At 70.8% G+C, this 17,642-nt stretch carries 18 protein-coding genes; 12 read left to right on the top strand and 6 right to left on the bottom strand.

Annotated features, from left to right (window positions below):
* The 3 genes from NR798_RS13010 to NR798_RS13020 all read right to left on the bottom strand — a co-directional run bounded on the left by NR798_RS13010 (window position 1) and on the right by NR798_RS13020 (window position 2,990).
* The gene (locus tag NR798_RS13010) at window positions 1-378 is read right to left on the bottom strand and encodes a response regulator (RefSeq protein WP_375771778.1); all 378 of its coding nucleotides are present in this window, start codon (window positions 376-378) and stop codon (window positions 1-3) included.
* Window positions 375-2,387, bottom strand: coding sequence for an ATP-binding protein (locus NR798_RS13015; RefSeq protein WP_375771779.1), 2,013 nt, complete (start codon window positions 2,385-2,387; stop codon window positions 375-377). Before NR798_RS13015 ends, NR798_RS13010 begins: the two co-directional genes overlap by 4 nt.
* 144 nt (window positions 2,388-2,531) lie before the next feature.
* Window positions 2,532-2,990 carry a cyclic nucleotide-binding domain-containing protein gene (locus NR798_RS13020; RefSeq protein WP_375771780.1) on the bottom strand — a complete coding sequence of 153 codons (459 nt, stop codon included), beginning with the start codon at window positions 2,988-2,990 and terminating at the stop codon, window positions 2,532-2,534.
* Window positions 2,991-3,072: 82 nt separating this feature from the next.
* Between NR798_RS13020 and trxB the strand changes: the two genes are divergently transcribed.
* The 4 genes from trxB to NR798_RS13040 all read left to right on the top strand — a co-directional run bounded on the left by trxB (window position 3,073) and on the right by NR798_RS13040 (window position 7,013).
* Window positions 3,073-4,032: a thioredoxin-disulfide reductase gene (trxB, locus tag NR798_RS13025; RefSeq protein ID WP_375771781.1), complete on the top strand. Its 960-nt coding sequence runs from the start codon at window positions 3,073-3,075 to the stop codon at window positions 4,030-4,032.
* A 26-nt stretch (window positions 4,033-4,058) separates the two neighbouring features.
* Window positions 4,059-5,246, top strand: coding sequence for a trans-sulfuration enzyme family protein (locus NR798_RS13030; RefSeq protein ID WP_375771782.1), 1,188 nt, complete (start codon window positions 4,059-4,061; stop codon window positions 5,244-5,246).
* Window positions 5,243-5,740 (top strand): cyclic pyranopterin monophosphate synthase MoaC, encoded by a 498-nt coding sequence (moaC, locus tag NR798_RS13035; RefSeq protein WP_375771783.1) that lies wholly within the window; start codon window positions 5,243-5,245, stop codon window positions 5,738-5,740. The genes NR798_RS13030 and moaC overlap by 4 nt, the downstream gene beginning before the upstream one ends.
* 70 nt (window positions 5,741-5,810) lie before the next feature.
* Window positions 5,811-7,013 carry an aminotransferase class V-fold PLP-dependent enzyme gene (locus tag NR798_RS13040; protein ID WP_375771784.1) on the top strand — a complete coding sequence of 401 codons (1,203 nt, stop codon included), beginning with the start codon at window positions 5,811-5,813 and terminating at the stop codon, window positions 7,011-7,013.
* Between the two features lie 16 nt (window positions 7,014-7,029).
* Here the strand turns inward: NR798_RS13040 and NR798_RS13045 are convergent, their stop codons facing one another.
* Window positions 7,030-7,590 carry a sugar O-acetyltransferase gene (locus NR798_RS13045; RefSeq protein WP_375771785.1) on the bottom strand — a complete coding sequence of 187 codons (561 nt, stop codon included), beginning with the start codon at window positions 7,588-7,590 and terminating at the stop codon, window positions 7,030-7,032.
* A 145-nt stretch (window positions 7,591-7,735) separates the two neighbouring features.
* Here NR798_RS13045 and NR798_RS13050 point away from each other — a divergent pair, with 145 nt between their 5' ends.
* Window positions 7,736-9,010, top strand: coding sequence for a macrolide family glycosyltransferase (locus tag NR798_RS13050; RefSeq protein ID WP_375771786.1), 1,275 nt, complete (start codon window positions 7,736-7,738; stop codon window positions 9,008-9,010).
* Here NR798_RS13050 and NR798_RS13055 read toward each other — a convergent pair.
* Window positions 8,964-9,317: a hypothetical protein gene (locus tag NR798_RS13055; RefSeq protein WP_375771787.1), complete on the bottom strand. Its 354-nt coding sequence runs from the start codon at window positions 9,315-9,317 to the stop codon at window positions 8,964-8,966. The two genes, NR798_RS13050 and NR798_RS13055, sit on opposite strands and share 47 nt — an antisense overlap.
* A 255-nt stretch (window positions 9,318-9,572) precedes the next feature.
* Here NR798_RS13055 and NR798_RS13060 point away from each other — a divergent pair, with 255 nt between their 5' ends.
* The 5 genes from NR798_RS13060 to NR798_RS13080 all read left to right on the top strand — a co-directional run bounded on the left by NR798_RS13060 (window position 9,573) and on the right by NR798_RS13080 (window position 14,160).
* Window positions 9,573-10,244, top strand: a complete 672-nt coding sequence (locus tag NR798_RS13060) for a TetR/AcrR family transcriptional regulator (protein WP_375771788.1) — start codon at window positions 9,573-9,575, stop codon at window positions 10,242-10,244.
* Entirely contained in the window at window positions 10,241-11,041 is an 801-nt protein-coding gene (locus tag NR798_RS13065) for a CoA transferase subunit A (protein WP_375771789.1), read from the top strand. The genes NR798_RS13060 and NR798_RS13065 overlap by 4 nt, the downstream gene beginning before the upstream one ends.
* Window positions 11,038-11,778 carry a CoA-transferase subunit beta gene (locus NR798_RS13070; protein WP_375771790.1) on the top strand — a complete coding sequence of 247 codons (741 nt, stop codon included), beginning with the start codon at window positions 11,038-11,040 and terminating at the stop codon, window positions 11,776-11,778. The genes NR798_RS13065 and NR798_RS13070 overlap by 4 nt, the downstream gene beginning before the upstream one ends.
* Window positions 11,779-11,845: 67 nt before the next feature.
* Window positions 11,846-12,886: an alcohol dehydrogenase catalytic domain-containing protein gene (locus NR798_RS13075; RefSeq protein WP_375771791.1), complete on the top strand. Its 1,041-nt coding sequence runs from the start codon at window positions 11,846-11,848 to the stop codon at window positions 12,884-12,886.
* 23 nt (window positions 12,887-12,909) lie between these two features.
* The gene (locus NR798_RS13080) at window positions 12,910-14,160 is read left to right on the top strand and encodes a hydroxymethylglutaryl-CoA synthase family protein (RefSeq protein WP_375771792.1); all 1,251 of its coding nucleotides are present in this window, start codon (window positions 12,910-12,912) and stop codon (window positions 14,158-14,160) included.
* A gap of 204 nt (window positions 14,161-14,364) precedes the next feature.
* Here the strand turns inward: NR798_RS13080 and NR798_RS13085 are convergent, their stop codons facing one another.
* Window positions 14,365-15,936 carry a CocE/NonD family hydrolase gene (locus NR798_RS13085; RefSeq protein WP_375771793.1) on the bottom strand — a complete coding sequence of 524 codons (1,572 nt, stop codon included), beginning with the start codon at window positions 15,934-15,936 and terminating at the stop codon, window positions 14,365-14,367.
* 144 nt (window positions 15,937-16,080) lie between these two features.
* Between NR798_RS13085 and NR798_RS13090 the strand changes: the two genes are divergently transcribed.
* Entirely contained in the window at window positions 16,081-17,034 is a 954-nt protein-coding gene (locus tag NR798_RS13090) for a MaoC/PaaZ C-terminal domain-containing protein (RefSeq protein ID WP_375771794.1), read from the top strand.
* Between the two features lie 135 nt (window positions 17,035-17,169).
* Entirely contained in the window at window positions 17,170-17,568 is a 399-nt protein-coding gene (locus NR798_RS13095) for a hypothetical protein (RefSeq protein WP_375771795.1), read from the top strand.
* The last annotated feature ends 74 nt before the right edge of the window (window positions 17,569-17,642 follow it).

Consider the following 17,642-nt stretch of genomic DNA (forward strand, 5'->3'; position numbering starts at 1 on the left):
TCAGGCGGGCGGCAGCAGCTTCTTGATTTCCGTGGGCAGGGTCATGGGATCGAACGGCTTGCCGATGACCCCCACGGCGCCCAGCTCCAGGTAGCGCGCCACCTCCTGCTTCTGGATTTTCGCCGTCATGAAGATGACGGGCGTCTTCGCGGTGGAGGCCTGGGCGCGCAGCTGGCCCAGGGTGGTGGGCCCGTCCATGCCCGGCATCATCACGTCCAGGAGGATGAGGTCCGGCTGCTCGGCGGCGGCCTTGGTGATGGCCTCGGCGCCCGAGGCGGCGAGCACCGTCTGCCAGCCGCCCACGCGGCTGAGGCTCAGCTGGCCGATGGTCCGGATGTCGTCCTCGTCGTCGACGAGCAGCACCTTGCGAATCGTCATGGGGAACCTCGGGGAGGCGGGGAGTGGGGGCCGCCCGGGGCGGCATGCAGGAGGCGGAGGACGGCCGAGCGCAGCTCCTCGTTGGAGGCGCGGGACTTCACCAGCACGGCGGAGACGAGGGGGGCCAGCTCCGGCGCCACCTCGCGCACGGAGAAGATGACCACCGGCGCGGCGGCGAGCAGCGGGCCCAGCGGCAGCAGTCCGCCCTCGGAGAGGACGGGCTCGGCGATGACGAGCGGGAAGGGCCCGGAGCGCAGCGCGGACTCGGCCTCCGGCGGGGTGCTCGCGGAGACGACGTCCGCCACGTCCCGCAGCACGTCCGCCACCACGCGGCGGTTGTCCGCGTCCGCCTCCACGTGCAGCACGCGGGGGCGCACGGCTCCGGGCACGGGCCCCACGGCCGGCGCCTCTTCCTGCGGCATGGACGCGGCGAGGGTGCCCGTTTCCGCGTGCCACTCGGGCAGCTCCACCCGGAAGGTGGTGCCGGTGCCCTCGCCGGAGACGAAGTCCAGCGTGCCCCCCATGCGCTCCACCAGTGCCCGGGCGATGGAGAGCCCCAGCCCGGTGCCCCCCTTGCGCCGGGTGTCGGAGCCGTCCGCCTGGGCGAACTTCTCGAAGATGCGCGCGCGGAAGGACTCGGGGATACCCGGCCCCTTGTCCTCCACGCTCACTCGCAGCCGCGGGCCCACGCGCTCCAGCCGCAGCGTCACGCGCTCGCCGCGCGGGGAGAACTTGAGCGCGTTGGACAGCAGGTTGGCCAGCACCTGGAGGAAGCGGTCCGCGTCCACCACCGCGCGCGCCCCGGACGCCTCCACCGCCAGCGCCAGGGTGGCGCCACACCCCTCCGCGTAGCCGTGGTGCGCCTCGATGGCCTGGGTGAGCAGCGTGCCCAGCTCCAGCGGCTCCAGCTGGAAGTCCAGCTTGCCCGACTCCATCTTCTCCAAGTCGAGGATGTCGTTGATGAGGCGGATGAGGCGCTCGGTGTTGGTGCGGGCGATGCGCACCATGTCCTGGGCCTGGGAGGGCAGCTCGCCGAGGATGCCGCCCTCCAGCAGGCCGAGGGAGCCGCGGATGGAGGTGAGGGGCGTGCGCAGCTCGTGGCTGACGGTGGAGACGAACTCGCTCTTCATCCGCTCCACGTGGCGGCGCTCGGCCTCCAGGCGCTTCTGCTCGGTGACGTCGCGCGCCACGCCATAGAGGATGCCCTCCACCGGGTTGACGGTGGCGTTCCACTGCAGCCAGTGCCAGGCGCCGTCCTGGCCGCGGCAGCGGTGCTCGAAGTAGGGGAGGGGCTCGCCCCGGGCGCCCCGTGCCAGCCACTCGGCGGTGGAGGCCCGGTCCTCCTCGTGCACCAGCTCCAGCAGCGGCGTGGCGCGCAGCGTCTGCTCGGAGTAGCCGAGCGTCCGCGTCCAGGCCTGGCTCAGCTGCCGGAAGGTGCCCTCCAGCCCGGCGATGCAGAGCATGTCCACCGACAGCTCGAAGAAGCGCTCCTGCTGCGCCAGCGCGGTGCGTGCCTCCTGGACGGTGAGGGCGTTGAGCTCCAGCTCCACCCACGAGGCCAGGTCCTCCAGTTGCTGGCGCTCCTCGGGGGTGAAGTCGCGGGCCCGGCGGTCCAGCAGGCAGAGCGTCCCCACGGGGCTGCCGTCCGAGGCGTGCAGGGGCTGGCCCGCGTAGAAGCGCACGTGGGGCTCGCCGGTGACGAGCGGGTTGTCGGCGAAGCGCTGGTCCTCGAGCGCGTCGCGCACCACGAAGGTGTCCGGGGTGAGGATGGCGTGGCCGCAGAAGGAGATGCTGCGCGCCGTGGAGGCCGCGTCCAGGCCGACCCGGGCCTTGAACCACTGCCGCGAGCCATCCACCAGGGACACGAGGGTGATGGGGACGCGGAACGTCCGCGCGGCCATCCGGACGATGCGGTCGAAGCGCTCCTCGGCCGGCGTGTCCAGCAGGCCCAGGCGCCGCAGGGCCTGGAGGCGCCTCGGCTCATCGGGCGGAAAGGGGGGTGGAATCATGAGGGGGGCTCGGGGGCGTGGGGGACCGCCCGGGCCCAGTGTAGCCGGGGCTCACCGGGAGTGGGGCTCCCCTTCGCCGCCCGTCACCCCGGTGGGAGCCCAGGCCGCCGGACGGGTGGAGGCCCGCCGGGGTGGGACGGCGCGTCAGAAGCGCGACAGCGCCAGGAACGTCTTCATCTTCTCGTTCGTCTCGCGCAGCCGCACCGAGAGTGTGCGGACGAAGCTCCAGAGCAGCACGTAGGCCAGGTCCTTGTCCGTGAACATGAGGTGGTCCAACTGCTCACGTTCGATGACCCAGAGGGTGCACGAGGTGTGCGCATAGGCGTCGGCCGAGCGGGGGATGTCCTCGATGACGGACATCTCCCCGAAATACTGGCCCTTTTCCAGGATGGCGAGCGCCTCCTCGCCCATGCCGGGCACCTGCTGGGAGATGCGGACCTTGCCCTCCAGGATGATGTACATGTCCCGGCCGGTCTCCCCCTCGCGGAACAGGCAGGCGCCTGCTTCATGGCCCCGGGGACGGGCGATTGCCGCCACCCGGAGCAGCTGACTCTGGGTGAGGCCCTCGAAGAGCGCAACCTTCTGGAGGATCGAGGCATCCATTGTGGCGCTGGTTCGTACCACGACCCGTGGGGGCTCTGGTACGGTGGCCCCCCATTTCACGGAAACACAGGAGCGACGACCCGTGGCGGAGAAGATCAACAAGGTGACCATCATCGGCTCGGGGCCCGCGGGCTACACCGCGGCCATCTACGCCGCGCGTGCCAACCTGCAGCCCGTCATGTTCGCGGGCGGCCCCACGATGGATGACCCCCAGCGCGTGCCGGGCGGCCAGCTCATGGTCACCACCGACGTGGAGAACTACCCCGGATTCCCCGAGGGCATTACGGGTCCGGAGATGATGGAGCGCTTCCAGAAGCAGGCCGAGCGCTTCGGCACCGTCATCCACATGGAGAACGTGGTGAAGGTGGACTTCTCCAAGCGCCCCTTCTTCATCGAGGGCGAGAGCCAGAGCTGCTACTCGGAGACGGTCATCATCGCCACGGGTGCGACCGCGAAGTGGCTGGGCGTGAAGGGCGAGGACACCTTCAAGAACCGGGGCGTGTCCGCGTGCGCCACCTGTGACGGCGCCTTCTTCAAGAACCAGGACGTGCTGGTGGTGGGCGGCGGCGACACGGCGATGGAGGAGGCCACCTACCTGGCGAAGATCGTCAAGAGCGTCACGGTGGTGCACCGGCGTGACTCCCTGCGCGCCTCGAAGGTGATGCAGGACCGGGCGCTGAACAACCCGAAGATCTCCTTCCTGTGGGACAGCGCCATCGACGAGGTGATGGGCGACGCCAAGGGAATGACGGGCGCGGTGGTGCGCAACCTGAAGACGAACGACACCAAGCTGGTGACGGCCACGGGCCTGTTCGTGGCGATTGGCCACACGCCCAACACGGGCCTCTTCCAGGGAGTGCTGGAGACGCACCATTCCGGCTACCTGAAGACGGTGCCGGGCAGCACGCGCACCAACATCGAGGGCGTGTTCGCCTGCGGCGACGTGCAGGACAGCTACTACCGGCAGGCCATCACCGCGGCGGGCACGGGCTGCATGGCGGCCATCGACGCCGAGCGCTGGCTCATCGAGCACGGCGAGTAGGCGCGGCGGGCACCCGGGAGACATCCATGAGCACGAAGCGGAAGACGGTGGCGGTGCACGCGGGCTCGCAGCTGACGGGCAGCAAGTCCCAGCCGGTGGTGCCGCCGATCCACGTGTCGGCGGTGAGCTACTTCGACAACAGCGACGAGCTGGACGAGGCGCTGGACGGCAAGGACTACGTCTACTCGCGCATCGCCGCCCCCAACGCGGCGCTGCTGGAGGAGGCGGTGGCGGCGCTGGAGGGCGCGGAGGCCTGCGTGGCCTACGCGAGCGGCATGGCCGCCCTCAAGGCCGTCTTCGAGGCGCAGAACCTGAAGGCCGGCGACGTGGTGGTGATGTCGTCGGACGGCTACGGCGTCACCCGGTCGCTCTACAAGAACCTGGCGGCGCGGGCCGGGGTGCGCATCGAGGCGCTCATGCTCACGGACGCGTCGGTGGCCGAGCGCATCGTCGCGCTGCGTCCCAAGCTGGTGCTGGCCGAGAGCGTCACCAACCCGCTGCTGCGCGTGCCGGACATCCGGGCGCTGGCGCGGGCGAGCCACGAGGTGGGCGCGGCGTTGGCGGTGGATGCGACGTTCCCCTCGCCGTACGGGCAGCGGGCGTGCGAGCTCGGAGCGGACTACGCCATCCAGTCCACGACGAAGTGGCTCAACGGGCACAGTGATGCGCTGGGCGGCTCGGTGAGCGGCACCCGGGAGAAGCTGGCGCCGCTGCGGGCCGCGCGCCTGCTGGGCGGTGAGGTGCTGGGGCCCTTCGAGGCGTGGCTCACCCTGCGCGGGGTGCGCACGCTGCCCATCCGCATGAAGGCCCACTGCGAGCACGCGGCCCACGTGGCGAAGCGGCTCTCCGAGTCCCCGCTCGTCGAGCGCGTCCACTACCCGGGCCTGCCCAACCACCCGGACCACGCGGTGGCGAAGCAGGTGCTGGAGGGCGGCTTCGGCGGCATGGTGGCTTTCGACATCAAGGGCGCGGGCCGGCCGGACTGCTTCCGCTTCCTGGAGGCGGTGAAGCTGGCGAGGGCCGCGCCGTCGCTCGGGGACGTGTGCACGCTGGTGATGCACGCGGCGAGCGCGAGCGCGCGGCGGATGACGCCCGAGGAGCGGCAGGCGGCCGGCATCGGCGAGAGCCTCATCCGCGTCTCGGTGGGCCTGGAAGACCCGGATGACATCGCGGACGATCTGCTCGCCGCGGTGTCGGAGGCGATGAAACGGTGAAGATGGTGGACGTGGGAGGGAAGGAGAAGACCGAGCGCGTGGCGGTGGCCACCGCCCGGCTGCGCATGCTTCCCGCGACGCTCGAGCGGATTCTGCAGGGGAAGGTGGAGAAGGGGGACGTCCTGGCCGCCGCCCGCTTGGCGGGTGTGATGGCGGCCAAGCGGACCCCGGACATCGTTCCCCTGTGCCACCCCATCGCGCTCTCCGGGGTGGAGGTGCAGCTGGAGCCCCAGAAGGACGCGCTGGAGATCCGCGTGACGGTGCGCACGGTGGACCGCACGGGCGTGGAGATGGAGGCGCTCACGGCGGCATGCGCCTCGGCCCTCACGGTCTACGACATGTGCAAGAGCGTGGACCGGGGCATGGTGATGGAGCAGGTGCAGCTGGACCACAAGTCCGGCGGCCGCTCCGGCACGTGGGACCGCGAGGCCGCACCCGCGAAAAAGTCCGCGACGAAATCGCGCCGCAAGGCCGCCCGCCCGTCGGGCCGGTAGTCCTGCGCGGCGGGGCAACCCGGGGTCCTCGCGGAAAGGACCCCGGGCGTGGGGCGTGTTGGGCAGTGGCATGCCTCCCGCCCAGACCGATTCGTTGCTGAAGTGGCGCTCGGAGTTCCCCATCCTCGAGCGCAAGGCCGGCTACCTCATCAACAACTCGCTGGGCGCGATGCCTCGCAAGGTGCGCCAGTACCTCAACGACTACGCGGACCTCTGGGACACCGAGGGCGTGGTGGCGTGGCACTCGTGGCTGCCCATGGTGGCGCAGACGGCGGATCTGCTCGGTTCCATCATCAACGCGCCCCCGGGCACCATGACGATGCACCAGAACGTGAGCACGCTCATCTCCGTGCTCATCTCGGGGCTGTCCTTCTCGGGCCGGCGCAACAAGGTGGTGCTCACCGAGCTGAACTTCCCCTCGGTCGTCTACAACTGGATGGCCCAGCGCAGGAACGGCGCCCGCATCGAGGCGGTGAAGAGCCGCGATGGGGGGCTCAACATCGAGACGGAGGATCTGCTCGCCGCCATCGATGACGAGACGCTGGTGGTGTCACTGGACCTGGTGCTCTTCCGCTCCTCGGGGCTGGTGGACGTGAAGCCGGTCATCGAGAAGGCGCACCGGCACGGCGCGCTGGTCATCCTCGACTGCTACCAGGCCACGGGCGCGGTGCCCATCGACGTGCGGGCGCTCGGCGTGGACTTCCTGGTGGGCGGCAGCGTGAAGTGGCTGTGCGGCGGCCCCGGGGCGGCGTACCTCTACGCGCGCCAGGACATCATCCCGGACTTCAAGCCGAGAATGACGGGGTGGTTCTCGGACGCGCACCCGTTCGATTTCCGCTTCGGCGATGTGGAGTACGCGGCGGACGCGCACCGCTTCATGGGGGGCTCGCCGTCGGTGCCCGCGCTGCATGCGGCGCGCGCGGGGTACGAGATCATCCGCGAGGTGGGCGTGGCGGCCATCCGCGAGAAGTCGCTGCGGCAGACGGGCCTGTTGATGGCGCTGGCGGACGAGCAGGGGCTGAAGGTGAACACGCCTCGCGCGCCCCACCGGCGGGGCAACACGGTGTGCCTGGACTTCGAGGGCAGCGAGGACGCGTGCCAACGCCTCATCGCGCAGGGCTTCGTGGTGGACTGGAGGCCCAACGGAGGCATCCGCATCTCGCCGCACTTCTACAACTCGGATGGCGAGTGCCGCTCCATCATGGACGCCATCCGCGAGCTGCGCGCGTCCGGGACGCTCCAGAAGACCCCCGCGGGCCCGCGCGCCCACTGAGCCAACTTCTGGTGGCTCAGCGCAGGGGCCGGATGACGCGGCAGGGGTTCCCCGCGGCGAAGACGTACGGAGGGATGTCCTTCACCACCACGCTGCCCGCGCCGATGGTGGAGCCCTCTCCGATGGTGACGCCCGGGCAGATGATGGAGCCGCCGCCAATCCACACCTTGGCGCCGATGGTGACGGGGCGCCCCAGCTCGGGGCCCTTGATGCGCTCGTCCGGGTCCAGCGGGTGCGTGGCCGCGTAGATGTGCACTCCGGGGCCCAGGAACACGTCATCCCCCAGCGTCACCGGATTGCAGTCGAGGATGATGCAGTTGAAGTTCATGTACACGCGCGCGCCCAGCCGGATGTGCTCGCCGTAGTCGCAGTGGAACGGCGGTTCGATCCACGTTCCCTTGCCCACCGCGCCCAGGAGTTGGGAGAGCAGGCGCTCGCGCAGCTTCAGCTCGTCCTCCGTGGACTGGTTGTAGGCGCGCATCAGCTTGCGAGCGCGGGCGCGCCCGGCCACCAGCTCCGGGTCCGCCGCGACGTACAACTCGCCCGCGAGCATCTTCTCTTTCTCGGTCCGTGCCATGCCCGCAACGGTGGCACGCCGCCACGGTGCCTCTCACGGCGTTTCGAGTGCCGCTGTGCGGAACCAAGCAACCTCCATGTCACCCTCCGGTAGGGCGGAGTCCCGCTACACTGCGTGCCCTCGCGGCCTCTGGGAGGGGGCCCCTATGAAGTTCCTCTTCTTCCTCATGCCCGCCCAGGGCCACGTCACCCCGTCGCTGCCCATCGCCCGCGAGCTCATCGCCCGGGGCGCGGAGGTGACCTACTACCTGCCCGACGAGTACGCGTCCTCCGTGCGGCGCGTGGGTGCCACGTTCCGGCCGTTGGATCCATCGCTCCGCCTGGAGGAGCGGGAGGGCGCCGAATCCCTCGCGAGGAAGGACGGCGCCCCGGCGTCCTTCAAGGACATGATGCCCGTGATGTTCCAGTTCCTCGCCGACGGCATGCGCCTCGCCCCCGGCATGCTGGAGCCGGTGCGCGCCGAGGCCGCCGACTGCATCGTCTATGATCCGATGTGCGTCTGGGGCCGGGTCCTGGCCGGTGTGCTGCGTCTGCCCTCGGCCACCTTCAGCACCTCCTACGCGGTCGGTCCGCAATCGCCGCTCGGGAAGCGCATCGCGGAGTCGGTGCGCGGGCCGCCTTCGCTCGCGATGATTCGCTCCCTCGCGGCGATGCTGTGGAGTGGCGAGCGCATCCACCGCCGCTACGGGCTGCCCCGCCTGTTCCCCACCAACATGTTCTCCGCGAACGAGGCGCTCAACCTCATCCCCGTGCCCCGGCGCTTCCAGCCGGACGCGGATTCCTATGACTCGCGCTTCCTCTTCGTCGGGCCTACCGGCCTGCCCCGCGAGGAGGACGTGGGCGACTTCCCCGTGCAGCGGCTTGAGGGCCAGCCCACGCTCCTCATCTCGCTCGGGACGACGCCGCTCAACCGGCGGCCGGACTTCTTCCGCGCCTGCTTCGAGGCCTTTGGTGGCTCGCGCTGGCAGGTGGTGCTGTCCACCGGCAGGTGGGTGGAGCCGGCCTCGCTCGGCGCCGCGCCCCCCAACTTCATCGTCCGCTCCTCCGTGCCGCAGCTCGCGGTGCTCAAGCATGCCCGCGTCTTCCTCACCCACGGCGGCATGAACTCCACCCTGGAGGCGCTGTGGCACGGCGTGCCCCTCATCGCCGCCCCGCAGATGCCCGAGCAGGGCCTCACCGCCGAGCGCGTCTCCGAACTCGGCCTGGGGCTCTCGCTCACCGAGGGCCTCACGGACCCGAAGCGGCTGCGCGAGCTGGTGGAGCGGCTGGACACCGAGCCCGCCTGGCGCGAGCGCGTCGCTCAGTTCCAGTCAGCCGTGCGCGAGGGCGGCGGCGCGGCCCGTGCGGCCGAGGCCCTGCTGGGGTTCGTCTCGGCTAACGCACCCCCGAGTCCAACGGCCCGAGGATCGGCGGGGGCATGAGCCCACCGCCGCCGATCCCCGCGTCCGTGTCGAAGGGCGAGGGGTAGGTCGGCGGCATGATGCCGGAGCCCCCGACGCCGCCATCCTGGCTGTCATAGGGGTACGGAGTCGTCGGAGAAGGCGAGACGCCCGGAGAAGGCGAGACGCCCGGGTCCGGAGAGAGCCCCGGGGGCGTTGGGGAGATGCCGGGCGAGGTGGGCGCACCCGTGCTGGGGTCGAACTGCGCGTTGGCCACCGCCAACGTGAACAGCGAAGCCCCGAGCACCGCCCCGGCCACCGCGAGTCGCTTCTTGAGATTGAGGGCCATCTTCCGCCTCCTGTCGTGCCTCTGGCGCCAGGAAGGTGGGTATGTGCGTGTGCGTGCCGCAGCGAGCCCTGTCCCTCCCGTTCGGGGAGGAGTCGGCCGCCAACCCCTTGTTTTCAGGTGCTTCCGTCTTCTTGGGGTGATTTTGCCTTGACGCCTCGTGTCACTCGGGTGCATTTACCGACCGGTCGGTAGGCCGTCCGACCGGTCGGTAGGTCGGCCGGGGCGCAGACGGCGCACCGCACGGGAGAAGACGCGATGAACTCGGGGCGAAGGCAGGACGACGGCGAGCGCTACAGGGCCATCCTGGAGACGGCGGCGCGCCTCATCTGCGAGCGCGGGTACGAGGGCACCTCGATGCAGGAGATCGCCGCCGCGTGCCGGATGACGAAGGCGGGGCTCTACCACCACGTGCAGAACAAGGAGCAGCTGCTCTTCGACATCATGGGCTACGGCATGGACGCCTTCGAGCAGCAGGTGCTCGAGAAGGTGCGCGGCATGCCGGATCCCGTCGAGCGGCTGCGCGAGTGCATGCGGCTGAACATCCACCTGGTGACGGGCGGATGCAGCAAGGAGGTCATCATCATCCTCCACGAGCACGCCACGCTCACGGGCGAGGCCCGGGCCTTCATCGACGGCCGCAAGAAGCGCTACGTGCGGTTCCTGGAGGACTCGTTCTCCGAGGCCGTGCGCATGGGGCGCATCCGCACCGTGCAGCCCACCGTGGCGGCGTTCTCGTTCCTCGGCATGGTGCTGTGGATCTACAAGTGGTTCCAGCCCGACGGGCGGCTGTCGGCCGAGCAGGTCTCCAACGAGATGGTGGAGCTGCTCTTCGCGGGGCTCGTCACGCCCGCGTCGGCGGCCGTGCCCGCGGCGGGCGCTCCGGTGCTGTCGATCGTTCCTCCCACGGCGGTGGGGGAGAAGCCATGAGGCCGGGCCGCTGGGGCTCGCTGTCCGAGGTGGTGGCCTCCATCCCCGATGGGGCGTGGCTGGCCACCGGGGGCTTCATGCTGGGCCGCGCGCCCATGGCGCTGGTGCTGGAGTTGATCGCCCAGGGCCGCAAGGACTTGAAGCTCATCTCGCTGCCCAACCCGCTGCCCGCCGAGTTCCTGGTGGCGGGGGGCTGCCTGTCGCGGGTGGAGCTGCCCTTCGGGGCGCTGAACCTGGAGAACCGGGTGCGGCCCATGCCCTGCCTCAAGCGGGCCATCGAGCAGGGGCGGCTGCAGTGGCGCGAGCATGACGGCTACCGCATCGTCCAGCGGCTGCGCGCGGCGTCCATGGGCGTGCCCTTCCTGCCCGCTCCGGACGCGGACGTGTCCGAGCTGGCGGAGGCCGAGCCGCTCCAGACGGTCGTGGACCCCTTCACTGGGCAGCGGGTGCCGGTGGAGCCGGCCTTCTACCCGGACGTGGCGCTCATCCACGCGCGGGCGGCGGACGAGCGGGGCAACCTGTTCATCGAGGACCCCACGACGGACCTGCTGGTGGCCGGTGCGGCCCGCCGGGTGCTGGCGACGGCCGAGGAGCGCGTGTCGAGGCTCCCCCGCGTGACGATCCCCGGCTTCCAGGTGGAGCGTGTCGCGCTGGCCCGGCAGGGAGCGCTGCCGACGGGGTGCACCGGGCTGTACCCGCATGACGACGCGATGCTGGCGGACTACCTCTCGCTGGCCGAGGCCGGGCGCGAGGCGGAGTTCCTGAGCGCGCTGCTCCAGACGCGGAGGGCGGCATGAGCGCGGAAGCCGCCGTGACACCCGCGGAGATGGTTGTCTCCCTGCTCGCCCAGGAGATCGACGATGGGGCGGTGGTGGCCACCGGAGTCGCCTCGCCGCTGGCCATCCTCGCCATCGCGGTGGCCCGGGCCACGCACGCGCCCGGGCTGACGTACCTGGCGTGTGTCGGCTCGTTGGACCCGGACCTGCCGTACCTGTACCCCTCGTCCGAGGATCTCGGCTACCTGGAGGGGCGCTCGGCGGAGGTCACCATTCCGGACCTCTTCGACCATGCGCGGCGGGGGAGGGTGGACACCGTCTTCTTCGGGGCCGCCGAGGTGGATGCGCTGGGGCGGACGAACATGACGGCCTCGGGCAGCCTGGAGAAGCCGCGGAGCAAGTTCCCCGGAGTGGCGGGGGCGGCCACGCTGCGGCAGTGGGTGCGCCGGCCGGTGCTGGTGGTGCCGCGCCAGTCGCGCCGCAACCTCGTGCCCGAGGTGCAGGTGGTGACGACGCGCGACGAGCGCCGTCCGGTGAAGCTCATCTCCGACCTGGGCGTCTTCGAGCTCGGGGCGGGCGGGGCCCGGCTGCTGGCCCGCCATCCCTGGGTGGAGCTCGATGCCATCCACGAGCGCACCGGCTTCCCCTTCCAGGTGGAGGAGCCGCTGCCCGTCACGCCGCTGCCGGATGCGCGCACCGTGTCCGCCATCCGCGCCATTGATTGCCGAGGCCTCCGCGACCAGCTCGTGGGTGCCTGAAGTCCATACACAGACAAAAACAGACACAACACAGACAGAGTGTCTTTTCCAGCCAGGGAGTCCCCGGATGAAGGCTGTCGTGCTGCGTGAATTTGGTGAGGCGAGCAACCTGAAGATGGAGTCCGTGCCCGACCCGCGGCCGGGACGAGGCGAGGTGCTCATCCGGGTGCGGGCCTGCGGCGTCTGCTACCACGACGTCATCAACCGCCGGGGCAACCTGCCGCGCACCCACGTGCCGGCCATCCTCGGCCACGAGGCGGCCGGAGAGGTGGTGGAGGTGGGACCGGACACGCCGGGGTGGAAGGTGGGGGATCGGGTGGCCACGCTGCAGCGGCTCTCGTGCGGGGAGTGCGCGCTGTGCAAGAGCGGGCGCAACAGCCTGTGCAAGAAGGACAACCGCTTCTTCGGGGAGGAGATCTCCGGCGGTTACGCGCAATACATGACGGCGCCGGTGGCGGGGCTGGGCCGGGTGCCGGCGAACCTGCCCTGGCCGGTGGCGGCGACGGTGTGCTGCACGCTGGGGACGGCGGTGCACACGGTGAGGACGCGCGGGCGGGTGCGGGACGGCGAGACGGTGCTCATCACCGGGGCGAGCGGAGGCGTGGGGCTGGCGGCGGTGCAACTGGCGAAGCTGGACGGGGCGCGCGTCATCGCGGTGACGTCGGGCGAGGCGAAGGTGCAGGCGCTGCGCGAGGCGGGAGCGGACGAGGTCATCGTCTCGCGCGGGCTGGACTTCGCGTCCGAGGCGCGGCGGCGCACGGGGGGCGAGGGCGTCAACGTGGCCATCGAGATCGTCGGCAGCGTCACCTTCGGGCAGACGCTGAAGGCGATGGCGCCGGGGGGCCGGGTGGTGGTGGTGGGCAACCTGGAGACGGGGACGGTGGACCTGAACCCGGGCCTCGTCATCGTGAAGGAGCTGGAGATCCTCGGGGCGTACGCCACCACGCGCGAGGAGCTGGACGAGTCGCTGCGGCTGGTGGCCGAGGGGAAGATCCGTCCCTTCGTGGCGGAGACGGTGCCGCTGGCGGAGGCGGGGCGGGCGCACTTCCGGCTGGAGAACCGCGAGGTGGCGGGCCGTCTGGTGTTGGTTCCCCCCGAGCTGCAGTGAGTCCACGAGGCAAGGAGCTTTCCATGAAGAAGCAGGTTGGAATCGAGGCACTGGCGATCGCGGTCCCCCGCCGGTACGTGGACATCGAGGATCTGGCTCGGGCGAGGGGCGTGGAGCCGGCGAAGTACACGGCGGGCCTGGGCGCGAAGGAGATGGCGGTGGCGGATCCGGGCGAGGACTCGGTGGCGCTCGCCGCGAGCGCCGCGTCCCGGCTCATCCAGCGCCACGGCGTGGACCCGTCGCGGGTGGGCATGCTGGTGGTGGGGACGGAGACGGGGGTGGACCACTCGAAGGCGGTGTCCTCGCACGTCCAGGGGCTGCTGAAGCTGCCGCGGACGATGCGGACCTTCGATGCGCAGCACGCGTGCTACGGCGGCACGGCGGGGCTGATGGCGGCCACCGAGTGGATTGCCTCCGGCGCGGGGGCGGGGCGCTCGGCCATCGTGGTGTGCTCGGACATCGCGCGCTACGGGCTGAACACGGCGGGCGAGCCGACCCAGGGCGGCGGCGCGGTGGCCCTGCTGGTGTCGGAGCAGCCGGACCTGCTCGCGCTGGACATCGGGCTGAACGGCGTGAGCTCGATGGATGTGTATGACTTCTGGCGGCCGCTGGGCCGGCGGGAGGCGGTGGTGGACGGGCACTACTCCATCAACTGCTACCTGGATGCGCTCTCGGGCGCGTACCGCGGGTGGCGCGAGCGCGCGCTGGCACACGAGGTGGTGCGGTGGGGGGAGACGCTCCCGGGCGAGCAGCTCGCGCGCATCCTCTACCACGTGCCCTTCTGCAAGATGGCGCGCAAGGCGCATACGCAGTTGCGGCTGTGCGATCTGGAGGACGCGCCGGGCCGGGAGAGCACTCCGGCGGCGCGTGAGGAGGCGGCGAAGTCCCCGGCGAGCTACGAGGCGCAGGTGGCGTCGTCGCTGGGGCTCAACGCGCGCATCGGCAACGTGTACACCGCCTCGCTGTACCTGGCGCTCGCGGGGCTGCTGCAGGGCGAGGGCGCCGAGCTGGCGGGCAAACGGATTGGCCTGCTGTCCTACGGGAGCGGCTGCTGCGCGGAATTCTACTCGGGCGTGGTGGGGGAGGGGGCGGCGCGGCGGATGGCGCAGACGGACGTGGAGGCGGTGCTCGCGAAGCGGGAGCGCGTCTCGGTGGAGGAGTACGAGCGCATCATGAAGCTCCCCTCGGACGCGCCGGAGCCGTTGACCCCGGCGCCTGGGGAGTTCCGCCTCACGGAGATCCGCGAGCACCGCCGCCTCTACGCCGGGGGCTGATCCCCTTCAGGCAAATGACCGAAGATATCCCCTCTCCCCTCGGGAGAGGGTCAGGGTGAGGGTGCCCAGGCCCGTTCTCCAACCCGCGGCCCCCAGTGTGGACAGGGGGTTCAACCTGGGTTTACCCGAAACCCTCACCCCGTCCCTCTCCCGGAGGGCGAGGGGCAATTGCCGCGGGAGTTAGCACATGTTGCCAAGGGCTCGTCACTTGAGCGGCAGCGACACGTAGGACGGATTGGCCGACGGTGAGGAGAACTTCACCGTGGTGAAGAACGCGCCCTGGTCCGCGTAGAGCGGGTCGACGGTGTCGATGACGAGCGAGAGCCGGTGCCCGCTCGGCACGTCGTAGACGGTGGAGGGGAAGTCGGTGTCCACGGTGTAGGCCTGGCCGGCCACCGCGCCACGAATCGTGTACGCCACATGCGTCACGAGGCTTCCAGTCCCGTACTCGTCCGTGTCGTAGAGGTAGGCGATGACCGTCGTCTGCCCGGAGCTGCCGGGGGTGACCGTCAGGCGCAGGTGGGCGGCTCCGCGCAGACGCCGCGTGCTCGTCAGCCAGCCGGACTGCCACACGCCCGCGTTGTCCCGGTCCACCGAGGGAATCCAGTTGATCGGAGGCTCGCCCGTGAGCGCCTCGGCGCCGTTGGTCAGGAGCACGGCGCCCCCGTTGGCGGTGGTGTCGTCACCCGCGAGGACCGTCCAGCTCCAGCCCGTCTGTGCGCTCGCGAGGAGGCTTCCCTCGTCGCTCCACCAGGGAATCTCGCCCAGGTAGTAACGCGCGCTGCTCGTCGAGATCGCACTCCACGACGCATAGGTCTCGTAGCCGCTCTGGCCGCGCGGCTGCAACTGGACTGGCCGCTCCAGGGCGATGCCGGTGTCCACGCCGCGCAGGTAGTAATCGAACCAGCGGTGCACGCTGGTCCACGCGTCATTGGGCAGGCCGAGCAGGCCGGTCAGCTCCGGGATGGCGTGATCGCCCGGGCGGAGCTCGAGCCGCTTGGGCACCGTCAACCGGGTGAAGAAGTCGGTGAGCTGGTTGGGGGCGAAGAGGCTATCGCCATAGGAATTCGCGATGAGGATGGCGGGGCGGTTCGCGTTGATGCGGTCGACGTACGTCGCGGCGCTGCGCACCTGGGCGAAGGTGGCGAGCCCGCCGAGGTTCCGGTTGGCGAAGTAGTCCGAGAGCAGCTGCTGCAACTCCGCCGAGGGCCGTCCGGTCAGGTCGGCGGCGAGCTGGAGCAAACCCGCGGCCTGCTGGTGGCGGGTCTGGTTGGAAAGTAGGGAGTAGAGGAGGTCGGTCCAGGTGCTCAGGGCGGCCACGGCGCGGATGCGCGGGTCGAACGCGGAGCCGAGCAGGCTGATGCCCGAACCATACGAGATGCCGGCCGCGCCGATGCGCGCGGGGTCCGTGGGGGTATTCAGCAGCAGCCAGTCGATGACGTCGCTCACATCGCTGATGTCCTTGGGCCCGGCCGTCTCGATGGAGCCCCCGGAGAAGTAGAAACCGCGGGGGGTGTACGAGAGCACGACGTACCCGGCGTCGGCGAACTGCTCGGCCTGGGCGAGGTACTCGAGGTTGGGCGTGGCCCAGCTGGTGATGAAGAGGATGGCCGGGTGCGGCCCCGGGGTGTCGGGGATGAAGACGTTGCCCGTCAGGACCACACCGTCGCGAGCCGTGACGTCGGCGATGTGGAAGGACGAGGCGGACGCGGGGCCTGCACCGAGGCTCAGTGTCAGGACCATGGCCGAGAGGGCAATGGCACGAAGCCAGGACATGGATTCTCTCCGTGGGGGGGTTGAGACGGCGAACCGGGCGGGATTATGGCCCTCGGCCCCGGCGGGAAGAAAAACTTGCTCTCCCCGCCGGGTGCTCACTACGAGACGGACCCGGCCGAATACCCAGACAGCGCAGGAGCCTCCTTGTCCGTCTCACCGCCCGTCCTCGAGCTCGCCGAACCTCCGTCCCTCGCCAGGGAGTTGCTGCGCGCCGCCGTGGCCCGCCGCCCCGCGCGCCCGGGCGAGGTTCCCCGGCTCGAGGTGCGCCTGCGTCACTTCACGCCGGACCCGCGGCAACTCGCGCTCTACCGCGAGGTGTGCGGCTTCCCGGCGGACGGCCACCTGCCGCTGACCTTCCCCCAGGTGTTCGCCACGCCGCTCCACCTCGCACTGCTCAACCGCCCCGAGTTCCCGTACCAGCTGCTCGGGATGATCCACGTGCGCAACCACCTCCGTCAGTACCGGCGGCTGGCGGAGGGAGCCACGCTCTCGGTGCTCGCGTGGGTGGAGGGCCAGCGCGAGGTCCGGCTGGGGCGCGAGCTGGACCTGCACACGCGCGTGGAGGAGGGCGGGGTGCTCGTGTGGAGCGCCGTCACCACCATGCTGCGCCGGCTGCCCGGCACCGGCGAGCGCCCGCGCGAGGAGCGGCCCGCGAGCGCCTCGGCCGCCACCTCGGAGGAGGACGTGCTCTTCGCCGAAAGCCGCCCCGCGCCCTGGACGGTGCCCGAGGACACCGGCCGGCGCTATGCGCGGGCCTCGGGGGACTACAACCCCATCCACCTGCATGCCCTCACGGCGCGGCTCTTCGGCTTCCCACGCGCCATCGCGCACGGCATGTGGACCGTGGGGCGCTGCGTGGCGGAGATGGGCGCGGCGGCGGAGGCTCCCGCCCTCACCCTGTCGTCGGTGTTCCGCCGTCCGCTCCTGCTGCCCTCGCGCGTGGTGTTCCAGACGGCGGTGCAGCGGGACGGCGCCGTCGCCTACCGCGTGAAGGCCGAGGACGGCCAGCCGCACGTGATGGGCCAACTGACCCCCGGCGCTTCTTCCGAGGACCTGGATGTGGACGTCCCCTCTCCCTCTGGGAGAGGGTCAGGGTGAGGGTCTACACGCTGGCGACGACCCTCACCCCCCGCCCTCTCCCAGGGGGAGAGGGAGCATGCACAACACGAGGAAATGAAGATGGAAACGGCGGTTTCAATCCCTGGCGCCCGATGGTTCCGCATCGCGTCCTGGATGCACGTCCTGGTCGCGCTCGGGCATACGCTCGGCAACTTCGGCCCGGGCCGGCAGGTTCCGACTCCCGAGGAGTCGCAGGTCTACGACGCGATGGCGCAGTTGACGATGCGCTTTCCAGGGCCTCGCCACACGCTGATGGATTTCGCCACCGGGTGGAGCGTGTCCATGGGCCTGCTCTACCTGGGCTTTGGCGCCGTGAACCTCACGCTCGAGCACGCGCTGCGCAAGGAGGGCCGAGGCGTTCCCGCGCCGGTGTCCTTCGTCAACGCGCTGGTCTCGCTCGGGGGGCTGATCGTCGCCGCGCTCTACTTCTCGCCGCCGCCGCTGCCATTCCTGGCCGCGGCGGTGATCTGCTTCGGCGTTGCCTCGGCCCGCTCCCGCAAGGCCGCGCCCTGAGGTGAATGACCAGGAGAGAACACACCGGCTCTCCGCTCCGGAGCGATTACCCCCTTCCTGACGGCATGGCGCTC

This window comes from Archangium gephyra (genome assembly GCF_042230915.1).
Classification (GTDB): domain Bacteria; phylum Myxococcota; class Myxococcia; order Myxococcales; family Myxococcaceae; genus Archangium; species Archangium gephyra_B.